The 21732-nt window shown below is 42.3% G+C and carries 11 protein-coding genes; 4 read left to right on the top strand and 7 right to left on the bottom strand.

The window, feature by feature from the left end; translation table 11 throughout:
• Positions 1-8: 8 nt before the first annotated feature.
• Complete coding sequence (locus tag SJY09_RS10670; RefSeq protein ID WP_396635704.1) at positions 9-1433, bottom strand: BNR-4 repeat-containing protein; 1425 nt, start codon at positions 1431-1433, stop codon at positions 9-11.
• Complete coding sequence (locus SJY09_RS10665) at positions 1423-4896, bottom strand: glycosyl hydrolase (RefSeq protein WP_396635703.1); 3474 nt, start codon at positions 4894-4896, stop codon at positions 1423-1425. Before SJY09_RS10665 ends, SJY09_RS10670 begins: the two co-directional genes overlap by 11 nt.
• 364 nt (positions 4897-5260) lie before the next feature.
• Here SJY09_RS10665 and SJY09_RS10660 point away from each other — a divergent pair, with 364 nt between their 5' ends.
• Together SJY09_RS10660 and SJY09_RS10655 are read left to right on the top strand one after the other, a co-directional pair.
• Positions 5261-7426 (top strand): hypothetical protein, encoded by a 2166-nt coding sequence (locus SJY09_RS10660; protein WP_396635702.1) that lies wholly within the window; start codon positions 5261-5263, stop codon positions 7424-7426.
• Positions 7348-7896 carry a hypothetical protein gene (locus SJY09_RS10655; protein ID WP_396635701.1) on the top strand — a complete coding sequence of 183 codons (549 nt, stop codon included), beginning with the start codon at positions 7348-7350 and terminating at the stop codon, positions 7894-7896. Before SJY09_RS10660 ends, SJY09_RS10655 begins: the two co-directional genes overlap by 79 nt.
• 44 nt (positions 7897-7940) lie before the next feature.
• Here the strand turns inward: SJY09_RS10655 and SJY09_RS10650 are convergent, their stop codons facing one another.
• From SJY09_RS10650 to SJY09_RS10630, 5 genes are all read right to left on the bottom strand, one after another.
• Positions 7941-9428, bottom strand: coding sequence for a sulfatase (locus SJY09_RS10650; protein WP_396635700.1), 1488 nt, complete (start codon positions 9426-9428; stop codon positions 7941-7943).
• 8 nt (positions 9429-9436) lie between these two features.
• On the bottom strand, positions 9437-11713 hold the full coding sequence (locus SJY09_RS10645; protein ID WP_396635699.1) for a glycosyl hydrolase: 2277 nt from the start codon (positions 11711-11713) through the stop codon (positions 9437-9439).
• Between the two features lie 85 nt (positions 11714-11798).
• Positions 11799-14558, bottom strand: coding sequence for a glycoside hydrolase family 78 protein (locus SJY09_RS10640; protein WP_396635698.1), 2760 nt, complete (start codon positions 14556-14558; stop codon positions 11799-11801).
• A complete protein-coding gene (locus SJY09_RS10635; RefSeq protein WP_396635697.1) occupies positions 14558-17365 on the bottom strand; it encodes a family 78 glycoside hydrolase catalytic domain in 2808 nt (935 codons plus the stop codon). The genes SJY09_RS10640 and SJY09_RS10635 overlap by 1 nt, the downstream gene beginning before the upstream one ends.
• A gap of 627 nt (positions 17366-17992) precedes the next feature.
• Positions 17993-18709, bottom strand: a complete 717-nt coding sequence (locus SJY09_RS10630) for a DUF1080 domain-containing protein (protein ID WP_396635696.1) — start codon at positions 18707-18709, stop codon at positions 17993-17995.
• A gap of 208 nt (positions 18710-18917) precedes the next feature.
• On the opposite strand from SJY09_RS10630, the gene SJY09_RS10625 reads away from it, so the two are divergent.
• Together SJY09_RS10625 and SJY09_RS10620 are read left to right on the top strand one after the other, a co-directional pair.
• Complete coding sequence (locus SJY09_RS10625) at positions 18918-20297, top strand: DUF1080 domain-containing protein (protein ID WP_396635695.1); 1380 nt, start codon at positions 18918-18920, stop codon at positions 20295-20297.
• Positions 20290-21642, top strand: a complete 1353-nt coding sequence (locus SJY09_RS10620; RefSeq protein WP_396635694.1) for a Gfo/Idh/MocA family protein — start codon at positions 20290-20292, stop codon at positions 21640-21642. The genes SJY09_RS10625 and SJY09_RS10620 overlap by 8 nt, the downstream gene beginning before the upstream one ends.
• The last annotated feature ends 90 nt before the right edge of the window (positions 21643-21732 follow it).

Raw genomic sequence — 21732 nt, 5'->3', positions numbered from 1 at the left:
TCTTCTCGTTATTTTTCCTTTAAGACCAATGCCTCATTTTTAAGTCGCATTACCGGTCCGTTGTCCCCGAGTAAATACATTTTTCTGTAATCTGTACCGCGTTTGCGCTCTGCAACGATCAACCGCGCATCGGGATGCGGGTTTTCAATGACGGTGGATATGGCAAAATTGGCGTTGGGCTTTGTTAATAGAATTTTGGTTTTTTGAAAGGTTTCACCGTTCACACCACCATCCCATCGTGCTACTTCTCCGGTTCCTTTCGAATTTTGTGCGGCAATGTAAAACTGAACCTCGTTCTTGGAAGTCAATTCGATATCTCCATTACCAATTGGCAGACCGGAATTTTGAACTGAAACCCATTCGGTGTCATCCCATTTTAAATAGCGCATGCGTTTAGGACCACTTCTTTTTTCGCCAATATCAGGTCCTACGGTAATGCCGATATGCGGATTTCCATTAGCGTCTACCTCGGTAACTCCTTGAAAAGTCCAATCCGTTCCTGTATTTGCCACTAAAGCCTTTTCATCTGCCATTTCTTTGGTCAACGGTATTTGCAAGGGTTCATTTTTTACGTTTTTCCATTTCCCAAGCTTGGTGTCAAACACCATGTAATACACATGATGTCTTTCGGGTATATGCCCGCGTTTGTCTTGAGCGTTCTTATTGTCCCTACAAATATGGTAATCAAATGCTACGATGATATCGTCTCCTTGACCTCTACCCAACCAAGGGTACCAAGAGTCTTCGGCCTCTATCTCTGTTCTGCGTTTGTGTTTTAAGAATGAAATAGGTTCGCCGAAAGTGCGTCCGTTATCCGTAGATTTTTGGTACACCCAATTGCTACGGTGCGCCCCGTGGCGATAGAATAAATAGATATCACCGTTATCCATTTTAATCATTTGATTATAGGTGCCAAAGGGTGAAATGTTATCCAAGGTTTCCCAACTGGTAATATCCAATGGTTTTTTTGAAACCGCGTGCAGGTTTTTACCATAATGATGATTCCCCAAGGTATTTTCCCCGTGTTTTTTCATGCCGCCATGACCCCCAAAAGTGATGTGTATATAGCCGGCGTCATCAATCAGCATTGAGGGCTTGCCGTGGTTGTCTATTCTCTTTTTACGGTTAGGATCTTTTCCCATTTCGCTTATGCCAGCCCTAAACGGTCCCTTCCATTCTTTGGTTCTATGGTTGTAGGAGGCTACGTAGGGGTCTTCTTTTGGACCTTGGTAGCAGACGTAAGTGATACCTTCATGGTAAATACCGGCAGGGTGTTGTACCACGGCAACTGCATTGCCAAAGCCGTTATCCGCAAAAAAGTCGACCTCCGGCACATTATTTTCTGTTGTTGGCACGTTTTTTTTACTCGAATTACATGCGAACAGCAATACCGAAATGAATAGTAATAACATTGCTTTTTCTTTACTCATCATCGATATTTTTTAATTCCAAAACAATTATTTTAACCGGACCCAAAAGACCAGATGTCAGCAAGGCATCATCGGCTTTCCAATGGTTCCAAGAAGTAAATGTGCTGCGTTCCGTTGGGCGGTCTTTCCCTTCCGTTAGCCAAGCAGGCCATTCTTTTATTTGATCTCCTTTACGTTCATAGTCCAATGGTAAATTTTCGTCACCGATCAATCGATTGGGCCACAGATTGGTCACCTTTATTTCAAGGGTATTTTGCCCTGCTTTGACTAGGTTGTCGATAGGAAGTCGAAACGGTGGTTTCCATAAGACGCCCACTTGTTGACCATTGACAAACACTTCGGCAATTTTGTGTACGCTGCCCAAATCCAGTAACAAACTATTTTCAGTCCCGATTACATCCTTTGAAACCGTAAACTGTTTTTTATAGCTGGCCGTACCCGAAAAGTGCCGAATTTCGTCGTTAGTGGAGGTAGACCAAGAAATAAGTGTGTCAAAAGTGGCTTTTTTCTCAGGGAATTCCACTTCCCATGCACCATAGAGCTCAATGGGTTCGGGGGTAGATTTTACTTCGACCGCTTTGCTTTTTCCGTCCGCAGTCGCATAGGTTAGGACACCGGGATAAGGCGTTGCCCATTGTATTGCCCCATTTTTAAATAGCAGTTCGGGTTTTGGAAGGTCTTTTGACAGTTTAAGTATTCCACCTTCGGGGATGCTGCGTGTATATTCCTCCCCATCAGTGTTATAGGTTATTTTTAAGGCGGTCTTATTGCCTTCGAGGTCTTTTGCGCCTATCAATTCATCTTGTATGGGAATATCGAGATTACCCGCTGCTACCATATCCTGTATTTTAGCGGTAATGTCGTGGATTTTGTAATTGGCCGGTACTCCTTTGGTCTCTGCCTTGAACTTACCAAAGACAGCCTTTAATATTCTTAGTGGCTCCTGGCCCGATTCAAAGTGTATATGCTCTCTTTCTTCCGCAACCAGTTGATGGATTTTTTCACCGAGTTGATATTCCATTCGGAATTCTTTCTTATACCCCATGGCCGGGTCACAATCGCAGAACGCTCGAGTCATCTTAAAATCAAGCTTTCCATTCGTTACCGCAACGGAAACCTTATCTGTAATATCGATTAGACCTTCCTGTAAAAATGTCCCATACTCCGCTTTAATCACCTCCAAATTGGAAAGCGGCTCTAAATCCGGTCGTTGTACTTTTATCGAGGTTTCAACCAGATGTGGCTTGGTAATTGAATTTCTGAAAACCACAAATACGGAGGCTTCCATACCCAAGGAAATAGGAACGGTTGTAGTACCATCGGTATTTTCGGTAAACACTACTAGGTCTTTGGTCTCTCCAGTTTCGGCATTCCATAATTCCGGTTGTTTGCCCGAAACCCGAAACCTGCTGGTAATTTCCCGACTTTCTTTCCTTGCATTGGCGATAAAATAGATATCGGCTTCCTCGGTTTTTCTATGGATGAAATTGATATCGGACCCATCACCACGTTCCACTTTAAAATCCGCAGGTACCTCACTTTGTGTTAAGTAGTTTTCGATAGAGGTATCTTTTACTGCTTCTGAATCCCACAAGGTTTTTGCCAAGACTTGTATTTCGGCATCGGCATTGGAGTGATTTTCAAGGCTGGGGGACTTCTTCGGTTTCGCCCCAATGACCTTTGCCCCATCAGCTATCAATTGATTTACTTTTTTAATGGTTTCCGGCTTCATCCATTCGGAGGCGGTTAATTGTAGCACTTTATACGGACCGCTTTTTGAAGTGTAGATTTCTCCATTTTCTACGAATAGTTCTTGCAGTTTGTTTGCCCCTATCAAATCGTAATCATAGCCCAAATTCTTGATTTCAGGCTTTAAAAAAGCTGTGTTAGGAGAAGATTCTCCTGTAAACACCAATACGTCTGCCACGCTTTTGCCTTGTTGCAATAAAAACTGCGAACGTGCAATGTAATCCATATAAACACTGCTTTGTTGCCACCAGGTATTCAAACGGTTAAAATCCGTACCGTGATAACTCAGAGCTAATCCCGGGGCCACATCCCAAGGCTGGTGCACGTAGGTATGAAAAATAAAACGGGTAATGCCTTCTGCCCAAGCCCTGTCACCGATGGATTTCAATTGGGCAGGATGCTCGTTCCAACCACCAACTCCGGTAAAAGACTCCGCACCGACTATGGAACTGCCATTTAAATGGGCTATGGAGGAAACGAATTTCGGGGAATCAAAGAATGGGTAGCCACCGCTCCAGAACTCACACATGACGATATCGCCGGCGGCACCAACCTGCATATTGTCAAAAGGTCCCCAATACGGTTCCACGGATAATTTCATTCCGTTTTCATGGCACAGCTCACGAAAATGGGCGTAGTAGTTTTCGGCAATCAAATCGCCGATAGTTCTTCTAAAATCCCATAGAAAGCGTTCGGAAATTTCGCCGCCATCTATATAATAGCCCGCCAAAGTTGGCAAATAGGCTGTTAGGTCGTACCCCCTTAATTTTTCAAATTCCGTATCGAAACCCACCGTCCAATTGGTGGTTTCTACTTCGTAACTATCAATTAAACAATTGTTTACCGTGGTACCGACCAAATCTCCCAATGTATCAATAATGGGCTGTACCCCACCTTTCCAATAGGCATCAACTGCTGTTTTGCTCATTTTATCAACCTCTAGGCCCTTGGCTTCCAAAGGAGCTGGTCGGTTCGTGGTACCTATTGGGGTGTGTCCCATTCTTAGGATAATCCACTCGCCCTGCGGTGCTTTCCATTCCAACATTCCATCTTCCGAGAGCTTGGAGGTAATATCAATAATCGCGTCTTTAGAAACAACAGCGTCTTTTGAAATACTTTTCGTATCCGGTACTAAATGATTTCGGATGCGTTCCGAGAGGTTTTTATAATCCAGATTATCAATCTTGATGTCCGCTTTTGGTTTTGGAAATGCCAATACGGCTATGTCCCTGTAGTATTCAAATTTCGTTTCAGGTTTTGGTAGGACAGCGTTAATTGGTTGTCCGCCTTTCACTTCAAGTTCACTAAAAACGACGGTTTGCATGGCATGGGCTTCTGTTACCCAAGGTCCGCCGCTAGACGACCAACCCGGACCGTTGTGAAATGCCAACTCCAAATTTAACCGCTTTGCCTCTTGGGCTGCGAACTTGAACAAATTCAGCCATTCCTCACTTAAATATTTTACGGGACCCTGCGGAAAACCCAAATGCACATTGAATAACTGTGCTTCTTGAATTCCCACGGACTTCATCGCTTCCAAGTCTTTTGTGATTCCAGATTTGGAGACATTACCACTTAGCCAATGCCACCAAGTTCGTGCTTTGGCCTCATTTGGCGGGTTTTGGAAACCAGTTTCCAAATCAGATGGTTTCGATTCTGATTGGCAGGAAAAAAGCAATAATAAGGCTAATGCCCAGTAAATAATGAGGTTTCGCATGGTCTATAAAGTCGTAAACCCAAGATACTTTTTTAGAAAAATGATGGCATCCTGTACCATAAGGTTAAAAGGGAAAAGATATATCTCCGTCTTCATATGGATGCTATATGTTGGAGTTCCTTTTATATCGCGAATAATCCTTTCTACTTAGGAATTTGAGAATACACAGGTCCCTAGCGATGGTACTGGCAACGATTATTTGTTTAAGTAACACCAAAAAACAGGATGGAACAGGACGGACTCGCAGTACGGGCATGCTATCTTTCTTAGTATAACGTGATTTTGTATCACATTCGAATCTTTATCGCTATTAGGAAAGCGATGATGATAGCGCAACATGGCAACTAACCTAACATTTATTTAAGTGAGAAATACTAATTACATCGGTTGGCTACTCTATTTTTTTCTGATTTTATCACAATCGGCAAAAGGGCAAAATATAATAAAAGACCAACTGATATTAGATACTATGGTAACCGTAGTGGACCGTACGGGAATATCAGATGATGATGAACATCCGGTAGCATTCGGTAAGCGCGAATTGTATACGGCCATTCAAGCTGCGGGGGGACAAATTGAAAATATTCATCACCATACGCAAACCCAACGGCAAATGTATCTGATTATTGGCACCTTGGAAAATAATGTGGTCAAAAGATTGGTTTCGGATAATCCCGATATCCTTTCCAACAGGCCTGAAGGTGTATTTTATCAGTGGGTAACAACAAAAAGTAACACGGCCTTGGTAGTGGGCGGAACCGATTCCGTAGGTCTCATGTATGCACTTAACGAACTGTCGCAACAGATCAAGGACAAAGGTCTTAGCGTTTTGACCCGGATAGAAAATACCGTAGAGTTCCCGGATAATCCAATTCGGGGTTTGGATAGATTTATAAAGGATAAAAATGATGATGCCTGGTTTTTTTCCGAGGCGTATTGGCAGTATTACATTCAACAATTGGCCCAGAATCGTTTTAACAGGCTTACACTTATAACGGGATATAACAATGGTAGTGAGAAAGATTTTATGATGCCCCTTTACCCGTTTTTTGTTAAGGTACCCGGATTTGATGGCGTAAAGCTGAAAAGTGACATTAAGAAAACACGTCAAGAATATTTGACCCAACTAAGGCGAATAGGACAAATAAGTCATAATTATGAACTTGAGTTTGTACTAGGAATTTGGAGTCATGGCAGAAACGACACCTTGGTCATGGGGTTGCCCGAAGACCCAGAATTCTACACAAAATACTGTTCGGATGGTATGCGGGAATTACTAGAACAAGCGCCTGAGATTGATGGTATACAACTTCGTGTCAATTACGAATCTGGCGTAGGCGGTTTTGGTGCTACCGCGGATAAATTTTGGAAAGATATTATCACGGGTATAGGAGATGGCTATAAAGCACGTAACGGGCGGCTATTTTTAGATATACGAGCGAAAGGCTTAACCCAAAATATTCGGGAATGGGCCTTGCAAACAGGTATCAATTTACATGTCACCAGCAAATACACTTGGGAAGGTGTAGGGCTTCCGTTTCACCCTACGGAAATGCGAAAAACCGAGTTGGCCATGTTGGACAACATCGACAAGCGACAGCGCTATGGCTATGCCGATTTTTTAAATAAATCGCGCGATTTCGATTATATCAATAGATTGTGGGGCATTGGCACCATTCGCATGTTCACCTGGGCCGATCCCGATTATGTTAAACGTTTTTCACATACTACTACATTTGGGGGTAGCAAGGGTTTTCAGGTAACACCGCCCATGGCTAGAAAAACAAATACTTGGAATCTTTTTACCAATGATTTCTTGGTTTACTATGATTGGGAAGACCAGCGGTATTGGGCTTGGCATTTGCTTTTCGGGAGATTGGGATATTCAAAAAAAACCAATCCGGAAGTTTGGAAAAGAACATTTAGACAGCATTACGGCAAATCCTACCAAGCTGTTTTGGATGCTTATAGCGCTGCAGGAAAAGTATTGCCCTTAATCACATCTTCCCATCTCACGTATCATCCGGCAAACTACAACTGGGCGGAAATCGAAAGTGGTGGGGCACTCTTTGTCTCAAATAATGCAAGTGCTTTCCATAAGGATAAAGAACGTGCCTATCAATCTGCAGAACCGGGTGATCCAGGGCTGTTCTATGGTATACAAGATTATGTAAAAGACGTGTTAAAAGGAACTGTAAAACCAAAAATAACCCCTGTTCAACTAGCAAAAATTTACGAAAATCTATCCAATGAAACCTTAGCGGCCTTGGCCAAAGTTGAACAGGAAGAAATCCCGAAATCCCAAAAAACAGCCTTTATTTCCAATCAGTTGGACTTAAAGATAATTGCTGCCCTCTCCGCGTATCATTCCTACAAGACCTTGGCGGCGACCGATTTTATGTTCTATCTAGAAACGAAGAAAAAAGGCTATTTGCCATCAAGCTTGAAAAGATGGAGAAGGCACGGGAAAATTGGAAGGATATTATCGCGTTTACAGATCAGGTCTATTTTCAAAGACCGCTATTTTTAAATGATAATGGTACATGGAAAGACAGGCTCGTAGAAATTGAAAAAGATATCGATAGACTAAAGGAATTAGTTGGCGATTCTAAAAATATTGTGGCTTTAAGTCAGAGCGATGGGTTGATACCGATGGACAATCCTCTCGAAGATAATTTTACGGCTATGGTACCAAAAAAGGCCACTACAAAAGAACCATTAAAAGTCACTTTGTTCACAGGAAAACAACTACCAACTGGTCAAACACCAAAAGTTCACTATAGAATTGCCAATATGACCAGTGGTAAATTCGAGGAGTTGCCCATGAAGTGGGACAATACCAATTATACCATCAACATACCCACGGCCCAACTTGACCCTGAATATGATTTACTTATCTATTTCACTTCCATCACAGATAAGGGGCATACAACTATGCACCCAGGTTTGTTTCATGAAAAACACCCTACCCCTTATTATGTGGTTACGCTGAAAGAATAGTTTGTTTTTTTTAATGTCTTGGCTATAGTTAAATTGAACGATTTCTAGTACGTTTCTGATTTCGGCGATTGTACCATACCATTACCCTCATCAAAACTCCACCAATCTATGGCCCTTCTGTTTTCATCTAAAGTGTAGTTCCATTTGTTGAGGTAATAATTTCGGTCACCAAATTCATCCTCTATTTCTTGTAAAGCACTAAGCAGTTTACGATCCAGCTCTTTCTGAACATCAGCGTGTTCTTCCAGATTCAACAAATTGTTCATTTGGTACGGGTCGTCTATATTATCATATAAATTACTGGGGCCTGCCGTAGTCTTAACGTAGGTGAATTGTTTGGTCTTTATAGCTCTATACCCCGCGTCTTTGAAATTGGCACCGAAAGGGGCCACATTCATAGCAAGTACAGCCCTGTCGGTATCCGGATCTGGATTTTTGATTAAATCGGTTAGGTTTTCACCTTCTATTTCCGTGGGAATTTCAGTTTGTGTTAATCCTAAAAGTGACGGCAAAATATCCGGGGTGTTTATAGGGGCATTAACGATTGCTCCCTTATTTTCACCAATACCGGGATACTTGATGAGAAAAGGTACCCTTAGGGATTCGTCCCAAGCTAACTGTTTTGTAAAGGGTTTTACGCCATGTGCGCCCATCATTTCGCCATGGTCGGCGGAAAATACCACAATGGTATTTTCAAAGAGGTTTAACTCTTTTAATTTATTGATGACTTTACCAATGGCTTCATCGGTGGCCGTGGCATGTGCATAATAACCTTGTAACTCTTTACGGGCCCTTTCGTTGAACTCCTCCGAAATATTAGGCGGGAGTATAAGCTCCTCAGGTGGATACATATCCTTATATTTTTTTGGAGCACTGCCATGCGGATAATGTGGGGTAGCTATGGACATCAAGAGTAAAAAGGGCTGGTCACCGTTCGCATGATTTGTTATGTATTGGTTGGCATCTTTCGTGATGGCAAAAGGCGAATATTCCGGCCAGTGTTTCAATATGGTATCGTTATTGTCGTAGTAGGGCATTTTGGTGTAGTTATGTGAACATTCCAGTCCCTTCCAGTATTCAAAACCCTGCCTTCTTTCTTCGGGAATGTAGGTAGAACGACCGTGACCGTCCAAATGCCATTTTCCTAAGAAACCGGTAGTATAACCGACCTCTTTAAAAATTTCGGCCATAGTTAATTCTTCAGCCGGAAAATGAAGGTCGTTTAAAAACATACCGGTCGTGGTCGGGAATTTTCCAGTCAATAATGCCGCCCTATGCGGTGTACATACCGGTGTTACCGATATGGCGTTGGTAAAATTGACGGATTCCTTGGCAAATGCGTCCAAATGTGGCGTTTTTACATTGGGGTCGCCCGCATACCCTAAGGCGTCACCTCGCCATTGGTCGGTTAAAATGTAAACGATATTTGGTTTTTTGACTATTTCTTTGGGTGTCTTTTTTTCTGCTTGTTTACAACTGAAAAGAGCCAAAAAGACTACTGTTAACATTAAAGTACCCGTGTTTGTTTTCATATTAAATTTTAGTTTGATATCCAAAAAGTGGCACTTACCGGGGCTAGGGTCAGGCTGGCTTTGGTGAATTCTTGATTTTCTGTTTTTGTATGTTTTACTCCTGTCAATGTGGTAATTTGACCCGTGTGGGGATTGGCCTCGTACAGCTCAAAGTTTCCTTTTAGGCTTACCTCCGTGGTAATGGGTCCGTCGCTGGAATTGGAAAAGAAATAGATGTGCCTACCGTCTTTTATTTTATGGATGTAATTGAATTTTCCAAAATCCGTAGCCAATATTGGATTAGGTGAAAATTGAACATCGGGAGCTAGTCTTGTATTAATCGCATCGGATATATTTTGTTCATTTGGATGGGGAATATGAATGGCCATTCCCTTAGAAGGATTATCGTTATTCTTGGTTTTCGATGTCAATGGAGCTTTTGGGTCAATACCGAATATTTCTTTGACCAAGGTTTGCACTTTTTCATCTTGACCCAACTTTGAAGATTTAAACGGTAACTGTCCCGTTGAAATCACCAAACCACCCTTGTCGTAATATTCCTTTATTTTTTGCAAGGTTTTTAATGAAATCACTTTGCATCCTGTCAAAATCAATGCCTTATAGTTTTGCGCATTTTCCAAATTATTCAGGCGTACGGACCCTTGGTCAATTTCGTATTTGTCATCCAGAAAATACTCGGGGTGGATAAACGTAAAATCTTGTCTAATATCGTTGGTCAACAATCCACTAATTTCTTGATAATTGGTTTCCGGAGAAACAAAAAATCCCTGTCTTGGATTATCGGGGTCTTCAAAACGGTACCATCCTGCGAGTTCTTCAAACGGATAAAAAACACCTACTTCGGATACACGTTTCCCGCCTTGCAACAGCATACACGACCTGCCGACAAATTCGGAATAAGCGGGCAAGGCAGGAGCCATTTTTTCACTATAGGGAGAAACGAGCGGTGAAATATAGACCTGCTCAGGATTATACCACAAGCCATGCGGCACCACAAAATTGACCCCACGGGAAAAAATATCCATTACCGATCTGTAGAGCATTAGCGAGTCGAAGGTTTTTTCCTTGTACGCCCCATAGATTTCAGTAGAGACGACAGGTTTATCGTAATAATCAGCTGCAGAACTGATGAGTTTATGTCCGTTTTGCCCAAATTGATATTCGATAATAGCGTCCGTTAAGGGCATGGCGGTATGCCGGAAGAATTTAAAAATATCCCCGTTCATATCAATGGGCGTGGGGTCATAATTACCAGGTGGGTGCCCGGTGTCTTTTAAGCCATTCGCTTTTGCCCATTCACCGATTAACTTTGGAAAACCTTCTGCCAGCAATTCTGCCCTCGTATTAAAAAACGCATGGCGTACCGATTCTGTTTCGGGTCCAATGTTGTGCCAAAGCGCAGGATACCAAGGCTTGGGGTCGTAACCATGTAATTCCTTAAATTTTTCATTGAATTTACCCGTCCAAGTCCGTGGGTGTTTCCAAAAACCGACATCATCAAAAAAGGTGGTTTTGATGGTATTGCCAAAATAGGAACCAAAGTTTTCTTTATGCACGTCATAGGTCAGTTCCATCATTTTACGCACTGCCACGGTATCTAAATAATCAACTACGGGATATGCTTTGTGGTAACTATCTTTTACCATAAGGAAGTACATAATCTTCCAATTCCCTTCGGGAACTTTCCATTGCGTGACTCCGTTATCAATAAACAGACCCAGTTCAATACGCTCTAGGGTTTCTGCATTCATGGCGACCGCTGAAAGTAATTGTCCCGCTGGCACCCGTTCACTTAAATTGGCCGGACCTGTGATGGTTTTTTCCACCTTATCCAATCGTTTCATGGTATGCTCTGGAAACAGTTCCCCTAATTTTCCGCCTGCCATCCCACTTGGAAAATCATTGTCATCGTATAAAATGACTTCCATATCCAATTCCTCGGCCGTGTCCAATACATCTTGAAAACGGTTTAGATATTCCGCAGAAAGAAATTCTGGTGTAGTTCCGGGCCTATCATTTTTTTTAGGGGCAAGGGGTAACACGCTTATTCCGGAAAAGCCCCCGAGCTCTTTGGCATCTTTCATTTGTTGGCGGATGCCTTCCGTGGTCAACTCCCCATTGATGTGCCAAAAGGGCATGGGTTTATATTCATTTGGTGGATTTTTGAAATCCGTAGTTAGTGTTAGGGGTAATCCTTGAGTTGACCTATTGCATGAGCTAAGGACGAAACAAATGAAAAGCGTGTATACCGGTATCTTACAAAAACTACGAAATCTTTTGAACATCTTTTTATCTAATTATTTAAAAATAACTTCTCATCCGCCAGTACTGAACAAATTAAACCTGAGTTAGGTTTGGGGTTGATGTTTCCTATTTGTTTGATGTAAACGTATAGGTTCCAGGTGGTACTAGTATCTCAAAAGAGTTGCTGTTTGTCTTGGATAGTTTTACGTTGTTGTTATCTTTCAATGCGCCACCATTTATGAAGAGTTCCTTTTCTATATTTCCTGGCACAATGACCAATGCCGTCGTATTTGGCGGAATGGTGGTCTGAAGAGTAAATATTTCCTTTTCTATAGTCCAGGAAGAAACAACGTTTCCATAAGGTGTATTTAAAGTTGCCGATGCCGATGTTAAGGGTTGTCCAAGTTGCGGTGCTATTTCAATCTCTTTGTAGCCTGGTGCCAACGGTGCAATGCCCGCGACCCGCTCGTACATCCATTCGCCAATGGCACCGTATGCATAATGGTTTAAGCTATTCATGCTCTTAGGATTGTACCCTTCTGTTTTACTGTAACTGTTCCAGCGCTCCCAAATGGTAGTAGCACCTTGGTTGATGGAGTAAAACCATGACGGATAACTTTCCTTGAACAGCAGTTCGTACATTAAGTCTATTTCTCCCATATCATCCAAAACTTGGGATAGTAAGGGAGTTCCCAAAAATCCGGTGCGTAAATGATTATCCGCATCTTTTAGCTTTCTCAACAGATTGGTTTGGGCCGTTTTATGTTTGTTTTCGGGTAATAAATCAAATGCCAATGCCAGTAAATAAGAAGTCTGGGTTTCTGTCACTCCTTTTACTGTTCCGGTTTCATCAAAATAGGTGGCATCAAACGCCTTGGCAACCGTTTGGAACAGGCTTTCATATTTGGCTTGTTCTTCTTTTTTGCCCAGTACCTCCGCAGCCTGTGCCGTTAACTTGGCCGAATGGGCGAAAAAGGCAGTACCGATTAAATTTCTAGAGGTATCGCCTCTGTTATTCTCGTTTTCAGGAAAGGGCTGTAACCAGTCCGAGAAGGACATCATATCAGAAATATAGTCCTTGGACATCTGTTCATGGTGTGCTACCCAACGTTCCATCATTTCAAAATTGTCCGCCAAGAAACCTTTATCTCCTGTTCTTACATAAATTTTCCAAGGGATTATGGTGCATACATCGCCCCAGCCGGAACTTGCTATTTTATTGCCACGGGCATCGGGAACGGTCCAGGGAATGGCTCCGTTTTCCAATTGTGCCTCCCGTACGCTTTGCAACCAACTGGCCCAAAATTTATACACATCGGCATTGAACATGGAGGTAGGACCAAATACTTGGGCATCTCCCGTCCAGCCCAAACGTTCGTCACGTTGTGGGCAATCCGTTGGGATATCCAAAAAGTTACCGCGCAAACCCCAAACGATGTTGCTCTGTAGCTGGTTTAATTTATCGTGGGAGGAGGTAAAGGTGCCGTTTTCCTCAAAATCGGAATACTGTACTATTCCGGTTACCCAATCTTTTGCGGGTTCTTGTGAGGGGTCAAATCCGCTCAATTCTACATACCTAAACCCGTGGAAGGTGAATTTTGGCTTGTAGGTTATGTTGCCATCCTTTGCGGCAATAAAATAATCCGTAGAATGTGCACTTCGGTAATTTTTTGTGTAGAAGGTCCCATCTGGAGAAAGCATTTCTGCAAACCTTATTTTAAGGGTGTCGCCTTTTTTCATAGGAACGTTTACCAAGGGAATACCAACCATATTCTGTTCTAAATCATATATTACGGCATCATCCTTTTTGGTAATGCTTTGTGGTACGAGTTCTATTTTTCCTTTAACGGTCGTATGTCTTTTTGGTTCAAGCTGTACGTTATTATCCAAACTTGCCACTTCAACCTGCTGCCAGTTTTTATCATCAAATCCTGCGCTTGCCCAATTAGGAATTTCCAAGTTGGCATCATAGATTTCGCCATCATAGATTTCTGAAAATGTAAGGGCCCCGGTGGTAGTTCCCTTCCAGCTATCATCGGAAATGATAATTTTCTTGGAACCATCTTGAAGAGTTACTTCTAATTGACAAAGTATTTTTGGTGAAACCGTATTGTCCCAAGGGGTGTTTCCCCAGAGCAATCTACCGGAGTACCAACCGGAGGCTAGTTCCACACCAATGGCATTATCACCGGTTGCGACTAAATCCGTAACGTCATAGGTCAAGGTTTCAATACGTTTGTCGTAGGAGGTAAAACCGGGGGACATGGCGTCATCGCTCACATCTTCACCATTGATAAAAACATCAAAAACACCCTTCGCGGTCAGGTACAGTTTTGCCGAAACGACTTCGTTGTTCAGATCAAATTCTTTTCTTAAATATTGTGGTTTATGAATGAGCGTCTTACCTCTTCCCCTTATACTATCTTTAGCAGTATCCAATCCTGTCCATTTGGCCTGCCAGTCTTTATTTTCCAAGAGCCCCATTTCAAAATAATTGGTGCTACTCCATGCAGATGGTTCGTTGTCCTGATTCCAATACTGCACCTGCCAGTAGACCTTTTGTCTGGATTGGAGTGGCTCTCCTTCATAAGTAACCCAAACAGACTGGTCGGTTTCCTGTTTGTTGGAATCCCATAAATCTGCATTATCCGGTAATAAATCCGCACTGCTGGCAACAACGATTCTGTACGCATTTTGTGAGGTTGAACCCTTTTTTGTTGGCAGTTTCCACGAAAATGTGGGTGTGGCATCGTAGAACCCTATCGGATTTTCAAAACCCTCGGAAATACTTAGTTCTATAGGTTGGAAGTCCGGTTTTTGGTCACATGAGCTACTTGTAATAAGGACAAGAATGCATAAAAAAGTATTGACAGTTGCTTTTAACATTATCGATTAATTTTAGTTTGAAAGGAATAGGTTCCCGGTTGTACCAATAGTTCAAAGAAGTCCGTTGAGGTCTTTATAATTTGAATATTGGTATTGTTCGTTATGATTTTTCCGTTAAGAAGTAAATCCTCCGATACCTTTCCCGGAATTAGAATTTGTGCGGTTGTATTCGGCGGAATGGTTGTGTTCAGTTCTAAGGTATTGTTCTGTAAATTCCATACCGATGCTACCGCTCCGTAGGGCGTTTCCAAACTGGCCGAGGCGGATTCCAAGGGTGCCCAGGGTTGTGGTGCGATTCGTATTTTTTTATAACCTGGTTCCAATGGTGCGATGCCCGCGATGCGCTCGTACATCCATTGGCCAATGGCACCGTAGGCGTAATGGTTTAGGCTGTTCATACTTTGTGGATTGTAGCCCTCGGTAGCACTATAGCTGTTCCAGCGTTCCCACATCGTCGTTGCTCCCTGATTGATGGAATAGAACCAGGACGGATAGGTTTCCTTGAACAAAATGCGGTACATCAAATCTGTTTCTCCCATAGCATCCAATACTTTAGGGAGTAGGGGCGTGCCCAAGAATCCCGTACGCAAATGAAAATCCGCTTTTTCGATTTCCATACGTAATTCTTGTTCGGCTTTTTTCTTGGTTTCGGCTTTCAGCAAATCAAACCCAAGGGCTAAAAGATATCCCGTTTGGGTTCCCTTTCCGTCTTTGATGCGGCCGTCCGCATCAAAAAATTCGGTTTCAAATGCCTTGGCTACATTGGTAAAAAGATCGTTGTATTTTTTGGCATCGGTTGGCTTGTTCAACACCGCTGCAATCTTGGCGGTTAGGTGAGCAGCATGCGCAAAAAAGGCAGTATTGATAAGTTTTTTTGGTGTGTCTCCCCGTCTGTTGTTCGCTGCCGTATAAGGTTGTAGCCAATCCCCGAAGGTGTTCATGTTAGAGATGAAATCCTTGGCCTGGGTTTCATGGAAGGCGACCCACTTTTTAACCATGTCATAATTTTCTTCCAAGACTTGGATATCGCCCGTATAGTTGTAAATATCCCAAGGAATAATTACCGCCGCATCGCCCCAACCGGAACTGGCCTTGTTATTTTGTAGCACATCGGGAATGATGAAGGGTACGAGTCCGTCCGCATGTTCGCTTTGGGTTTCCCGCATACTTTGCAACCAAGCCGTCCAAAAAGCGTGAGTACTATAATTGAACAATGCTGTTGGTGCAATTACTTGTGCATCTCCTGTCCAACCCAAGCGTTCGTCACGTTGCGGACAGTCTGTAGGCACATCAAAAAAGTTGTCTCGTAACCCCCAAGTAATATTACTTTGTAATTGATTCAACTTATCGTGAGATGATGTAAACGTTCCGTTTTTCTCAAAATCTGAATGTTGTACTATACCTTGCACCCAAGAAGCGTCTGGTTTCGCATTTTTATCGTAACCACTTAATTCTAAAAATTGAAATCCGTGAAACGTAAATTTTGGAACATATTCTACAACACCATCTTTAGCTGCTACGAAATAATCGGTTGACTTTGCAGAACGATAATTTTTAGTATAAAAGGTATTGTCTTTCAACAACATTTCAGAAAAACGTATTTTTAAGGTATCGCCTTTCTTCATCGGTACTTTTACTCTTGGCACACCTACCATATTTTGCTTCATATTAAAAACCGATGTATTTTCTTTAACTGAAACAATTTCTACATCTTTTAAAACGATTTGATTTTTTACGGTGAGATGTCTTTTTGGAGCTAATTTAACATCCTTAGCAATTGCCTCAACTTCAACCGATTTCCAGTTAGAGTCGTCAAAAGTAACAATGTTCCAATTTGGTATCTGATAATTTGCATCATATACTTCGCCATCGTAAACACTTGCTAAACGTATTGGTCCGTTGGTTGTTCCTCTCCAAGATTCGTCAGAAACAATGGTTTGTTTTGAACCATCCTTCATGACAACTTCTAACTGACATAGAATTTTTGGTGAAGCAAAATTTTCATACAATGCACTACCTCTACTAATTCTTCCTGAATGCCACCCAGAAGCCAACTCAACCGCTACAAAATTTTTACCAGCTTTCAAAAGTTCCGTAGCATCATAAGTCAATGTTTCTATACGATGATTATATGGCGTCCACCCCGGAGTCATGACGTCATCACTTACATCTTTTCCATTTAAATGTACGTCAAACACTCCTTTTGCAGTAATGTATAATCTTGCGGAGGTAATTTCTGAGGGCAGGTCAAACACTTTACGCAAGTACTGTGGTCTATGCATCAAAAAATCACGTACTCCTTTAATGCTATCCTTTGCCGTGTCCAATCCTGTCCATTTGGCTTTCCAGTCACTATTATTTAATAGCCCCAGCTCAAAATTTGATGACATACTCCATTCGGAAACTTGGTCGTTCTGGTCCCAAAACCGGACTTGCCAGTACACTTTGTTACGGGATTCCAATTTTTTTCCCTTGTACGGGATGTGGATGGATGCATCGCTATCCTGTTTTCCAGTATCCCATAAATCTGCGGTATCCGGTAAAAATTCTGCATCCGTCGCTGCAATGATTTGATAGGCGGACTGCTGTTTTGTACCATCGGATACCGGTAATTTCCAGGAGAAAGTAGGAGTGTCGTCATAAAAACCGATAGGGTTATTGAAATTTTCCGAAACCGATAGGCCTTGTGGCGGTTCAATTTTTATAGGTTCGCAGGAGACCATAGCCACAAGAGCGAAGAGGATAAATAAGTGACGGGTGTAAAACTTCAAATTCATGATGGACTGTCGATATAAATCAAGTGTCAAGATGAAGGTTTTATCCACGAAAACCATCCTGCTCTGTCTCGTATTATGATACGCCAAATGTAAGTTACGCTAAGTGTACAAATCAATTCTTTTACATCCTTTGGAAATACAACTACTGTAGGTAGTACCTCCATCCCGGGAACTGGATTGAAAATAGGTTTTTTTTCTATTTTTTTTAAGCGAAATCAGAGCGTCTGAAGGCAGTACAATCGCACCTTCTTTTTAATGGACAGTACTACTATTTTCGTTAATCAGTGCTACTTTTTCTCCCGTGGGGGAGCTCATAGGTAGCGCCAACGTATCCCCATTTCTTGCTGTACTTCAACGGAGTGTTTTTAACGGCTTAGTCTCGTCATCTAAGAGATAGTTCAACTTATAAATTGCCCTCGGATTTCAATACTTCTTTATATCTTTTGGTCAACACCGTGTTAGTTGTAACATCGATAATGCCATCTTTATCCGTATAAGCGACTTTTGTTATTGAATCCTATACTTTGGTAAATTGAATAGCATCTAAATAAGCGCTCTACAGATTAAATCGCTAGACTATTTTACCCCAAAAAGTGCGGTAGTACGGAAACTAAGACCCCGTAGCTCCAAAGCTTTGTATGTATACCAGTAGTGCTCTTACGCTTTTATTCTGATGTTTTTATACGCAATGGTCATGGGTGGGCCAACATGTACCTGCACCCCGAGTAAACCCTTGCTTGTTCGATTTTCGATGTCATTGTCAATTACAACACTCATTACGTGGCCGTTGATAATATGTATCATAGTATTTCCCCGTACAATGAGATGTACGTGGTTCCAGTCGTCTTTCTTTATATACTCCCAAAGTTTATCCTTATCACCCAAAGAACCATAAACGGTGGGTTCCATTGTGGTTTTTAGTTGGGTCATTTGACCCCGCATCGCTAAAAATTTGCGTGCACGCTCCTCATAATTCTGTCCCGTCCATTTTCCTTTTCCATCAATATCACATTGATACCCTTTAAGCGCATAGGGCGTATCTTTTACTTCTACGCTACGGTAGTTGATACCTGAGTTTCCGCCTTCGGATACCTTGTATTCCAATTTTAACTCAAAATCTCCCGGTGCGCCTCCACGCCATATCAGAAAGGAATTCCGTTTTAAAATGGTTTCAGGAGTCACTTCACCTATAATTTGTCCTTCCTCCACGCGCCAATAGGTAGGGTCGCCCTCCCAATTTTCTAGGGAGACGCCGTTAAAAATGGTATTGAAACCCGTTTCGTTTGCTGAAATAGGTTGCGGAAATTTTGCTTGTGCCAGTACAGGTGTGTTAGAATTTAGTACGAGTAGTAGCAGGATTAGTGTTCTTTTCATTGGTCCTATTGTTTTTAGTGTAGTCCTATCTTTAGACTATAAAATTCCAGTTAGCAATCTAATGGTTTACCGGTAGTACCCTATCCTGTAGTATGTGGTTTATCTACAAATACTTCTAGTACCTCGTAAATGAAAATGCACCTGAGACTACAGGATAGTTTGTTTTGGATTTTAGGTATCTTTAAAAATTACTAAACAATACTTGAATATGAATATCAAAAAACAGCATGGGTATCTACGATACTTCTCTTTTTCGTTAATTATTACCTTACTCGTAAGCTGCGGAGAAGAAAAAAAGGACTATTTAACAACCATATTCGACGGGAAGACTTTGAACGGTTGGCATACCCTTGGTGGGGAGGCAACCTATGGTGTTGAAAACGGAGAAATTATTGGTACCACGGTAGCCAATACCCCCAATACGTTCTTGGCCACGGATTCCCTTTATACTGATTTTATTTTGGAACTGGATTTTAAGACCGACTCCGTGTCCAATTCCGGGGTGCAGATAAGAAGTAACACTGCCCCGTGGTATCGTGATGGAATTGTACACGGGTATCAAGTAGAAATAGACCCTTCAAAAAGAGCTTGGAGTGGTGGTATTTATGACGAAAAGAGACGTAAATGGTTATATCCTTTGGAAGAGAATCCGGCGGCACAAAAAGCATACAAGCCTAATGATTGGAACCATTACCGTATTGAGGCTATTGGTGACACCATAAAAACATGGATCAATGATGTGCCGGCTGCCCATTTGATAGATGACATGACCGCTGAAGGCTTTATTGCCTTGCAGGTGCATAGTATCGGAAAAAAGGGAAAGCCCGGCGTAGAAATCAAATGGCGGAATATTGAATTTATTACCGAGAATTTAGAGCAATACAGTATGTCTTCTCCTTTGACTCCTGTAGTTACCAAAAATCAACTGACATACGATGAGAAGAAAGCTGGTTGGGAGCTGTTGTGGGACGGTAAAACTACCGACGGATGGAGAGGTGCCAAATTAGAAACCTTTCCCGAGCAAGGATGGGAAATTAAGGATGGCATCCTAAGTGTTCTTGCAAGTGGCGGTGGCGAATCTACCGCAGGTGGCGATATCGTTACCGAAAAAATGTACGCTAATTTTGAGATGAAAGTAGATTTTAAGATTACCGAGGGTGCCAACAGTGGTATCAAATATTACGTGGATACGGAACTGAATAAGGGCGAGGGTTCTTCCATTGGTTTGGAATATCAGATTCTGGACGATGAACGTCACCCAGATGCTAAATTGGGAAGTCACGATGGGAGCAGAACAGTAGGTTCCCTATACGATTTGATTCAGGCAGATACCAATAAGCATATGAACCCGATAGGGGAATGGAATACGGCGCATATCGTATCCAAAGATAACCAAGTAGAACATTGGCTAAATGGGGTCAAAATTTTAGAATACGAGCGAGGTAGCGAAGACTTTTTGAAATTGGTGAGCAAAAGCAAGTATAAGGATTGGCCTAACTTTGGTCTCTATGAGCAAGGGAATTTACTTTTGCAGGACCACGGGGATTTGGTTTCATTTAAGAACATTAAAATTAAGAGCTATGAGTAAGCAGAACAGTAGAAGGAACTTCGTGAAAAAATCAGCCTTGGGAGGATTAGGCTTGGTAAGTGCCTCTTCCATGGCGATGACTGCCAAAAGTTATAATAATATTATTGGTTCCAACGACCGATTGCATGTTGCCATTGCCGGACTAGGACGAAGACTAGGAGCATTCTATGCACCTATCGCCGATAAAAAGAGTAATGTACGACTAGCCTATCTGTGCGATGCCAAGCAAAGTCAGATGACCAAGGCGGCCGGTAATTTTGAAAAGCATATCAGTTATGCCCCAAAATTGGAGCAGGATATTTTTAAGGTCATGGCAGACGATAAGGTAGACGTGCTCATCAATGCCACGCCGGACCACTGGCACACACCAGGTTCAGTAATGGCCATGAAAGCCGGTAAACATGTGTATGTGGAAAAACCCAGTAGTTGTACCATGGAGGAGAACGAGCTTATCGTAAATGCAGCCAAGCAATACGGCAAGGTCGTTCAGATGGGGAACCAACAACGCTCTTCGGCACATACCATACAAGTGATTAAAAAGATTCATGAAGGCGCCATTGGTCATGCCTATAAAGCCGTTGCTTTTTACAGCAATGGTCGTGGGCAAGTGCCTCACCAGAAAGCAGCTGCCGTTCCGGAAGGGCTGGACTGGAACCTGTGGCAAGGGCCAGCGGTGCATAGGGACTATACCTCGGAAACTTGGAATTACAACTGGCACTGGTACGGATGGAATTACGGAACCGCGGAAATGGGCAATAACGCTACCCACGAATTGGATGTAGCACGTTGGGCCCTCGATGTTGGTTTTCCGCAAAAAGTGGAGGTAGATGCCACAAAAAGACATTTCGTAGATGATGGTTGGGAAATGTACGATACCATGATGGCCAAATATACCTTTGATGACAATAAGCAAATTGAATGGGACGGAAAAAGTAGAAACTCCTATAATACCTACGGAAGTGGGAGAGGCGTTATTGTCTACGGTACGGAAGGAACCGTTTTTGTAAATAGAGGTCACTACAAATTATTTGACCGAAAAGGCAAACTTGTAGAAGAAGTCTCTAGTGGAGGTAATGAAGGCGGTGTTGCACTAGGTGGTGGCGGTGATATGTCTACCGTACATGTGATGAATTTCTTTGAGGCCGTTAGGGGTAAGGAGACCCTAAAGGCACCTATTGACGATGCCAATATTTCCATGGCCATGGTCCACTATGCCAATGTCTCCGCCCGTATCCATCAGAATTTTGATATTGACAGTAAGACAGGTTTTATGTACAATAAGGATGCCATGCAGCATTGGGGCAAACCGTACGAAGAGTCTTGGAAAAGCAAGTTTATGATGTAAACCATAAAGAAATCCCCGAGCTAAACGCTTGGGGATTTTTTCCACACTAAAAAGGCTTTAAATAGCAAAAAAGCAATTTTTAGTAAAGGC

The organism is Maribacter sp. R77961, assembly GCF_044594925.1.
GTDB lineage: Bacteria > Bacteroidota > Bacteroidia > Flavobacteriales > Flavobacteriaceae > Maribacter.
The sequence above is the reverse complement of the archived record's forward strand: the minus strand, read 5'-3'. Positions and strand labels throughout refer to the sequence as shown.

Coding starts and splice junctions, on each gene's coding strand:
- SJY09_RS10645 (WP_396635699.1), bottom strand. CDS start 11,713: ATGTTCAAAAGATTTCGTAGTTTTTGTAAGATACCGGTATACACGCTT.
- SJY09_RS10640 (WP_396635698.1), bottom strand. CDS start 14,558: ATGTTAAAAGCAACTGTCAATACTTTTTTATGCATTCTTGTCCTTATT.
- SJY09_RS10665 (WP_396635703.1), bottom strand. CDS start 4,896: ATGCGAAACCTCATTATTTACTGGGCATTAGCCTTATTATTGCTTTTT.
- SJY09_RS10655 (WP_396635701.1), top strand. CDS start 7,348: ATGGAGAAGGCACGGGAAAATTGGAAGGATATTATCGCGTTTACAGAT.
- SJY09_RS10625 (WP_396635695.1), top strand. CDS start 18,918: ATGAATATCAAAAAACAGCATGGGTATCTACGATACTTCTCTTTTTCG.
- SJY09_RS10630 (WP_396635696.1), bottom strand. CDS start 18,709: ATGAAAAGAACACTAATCCTGCTACTACTCGTACTAAATTCTAACACA.
- SJY09_RS10670 (WP_396635704.1), bottom strand. CDS start 1,433: ATGATGAGTAAAGAAAAAGCAATGTTATTACTATTCATTTCGGTATTG.
- SJY09_RS10650 (WP_396635700.1), bottom strand. CDS start 9,428: ATGAAAACAAACACGGGTACTTTAATGTTAACAGTAGTCTTTTTGGCT.
- SJY09_RS10620 (WP_396635694.1), top strand. CDS start 20,290: ATGAGTAAGCAGAACAGTAGAAGGAACTTCGTGAAAAAATCAGCCTTG.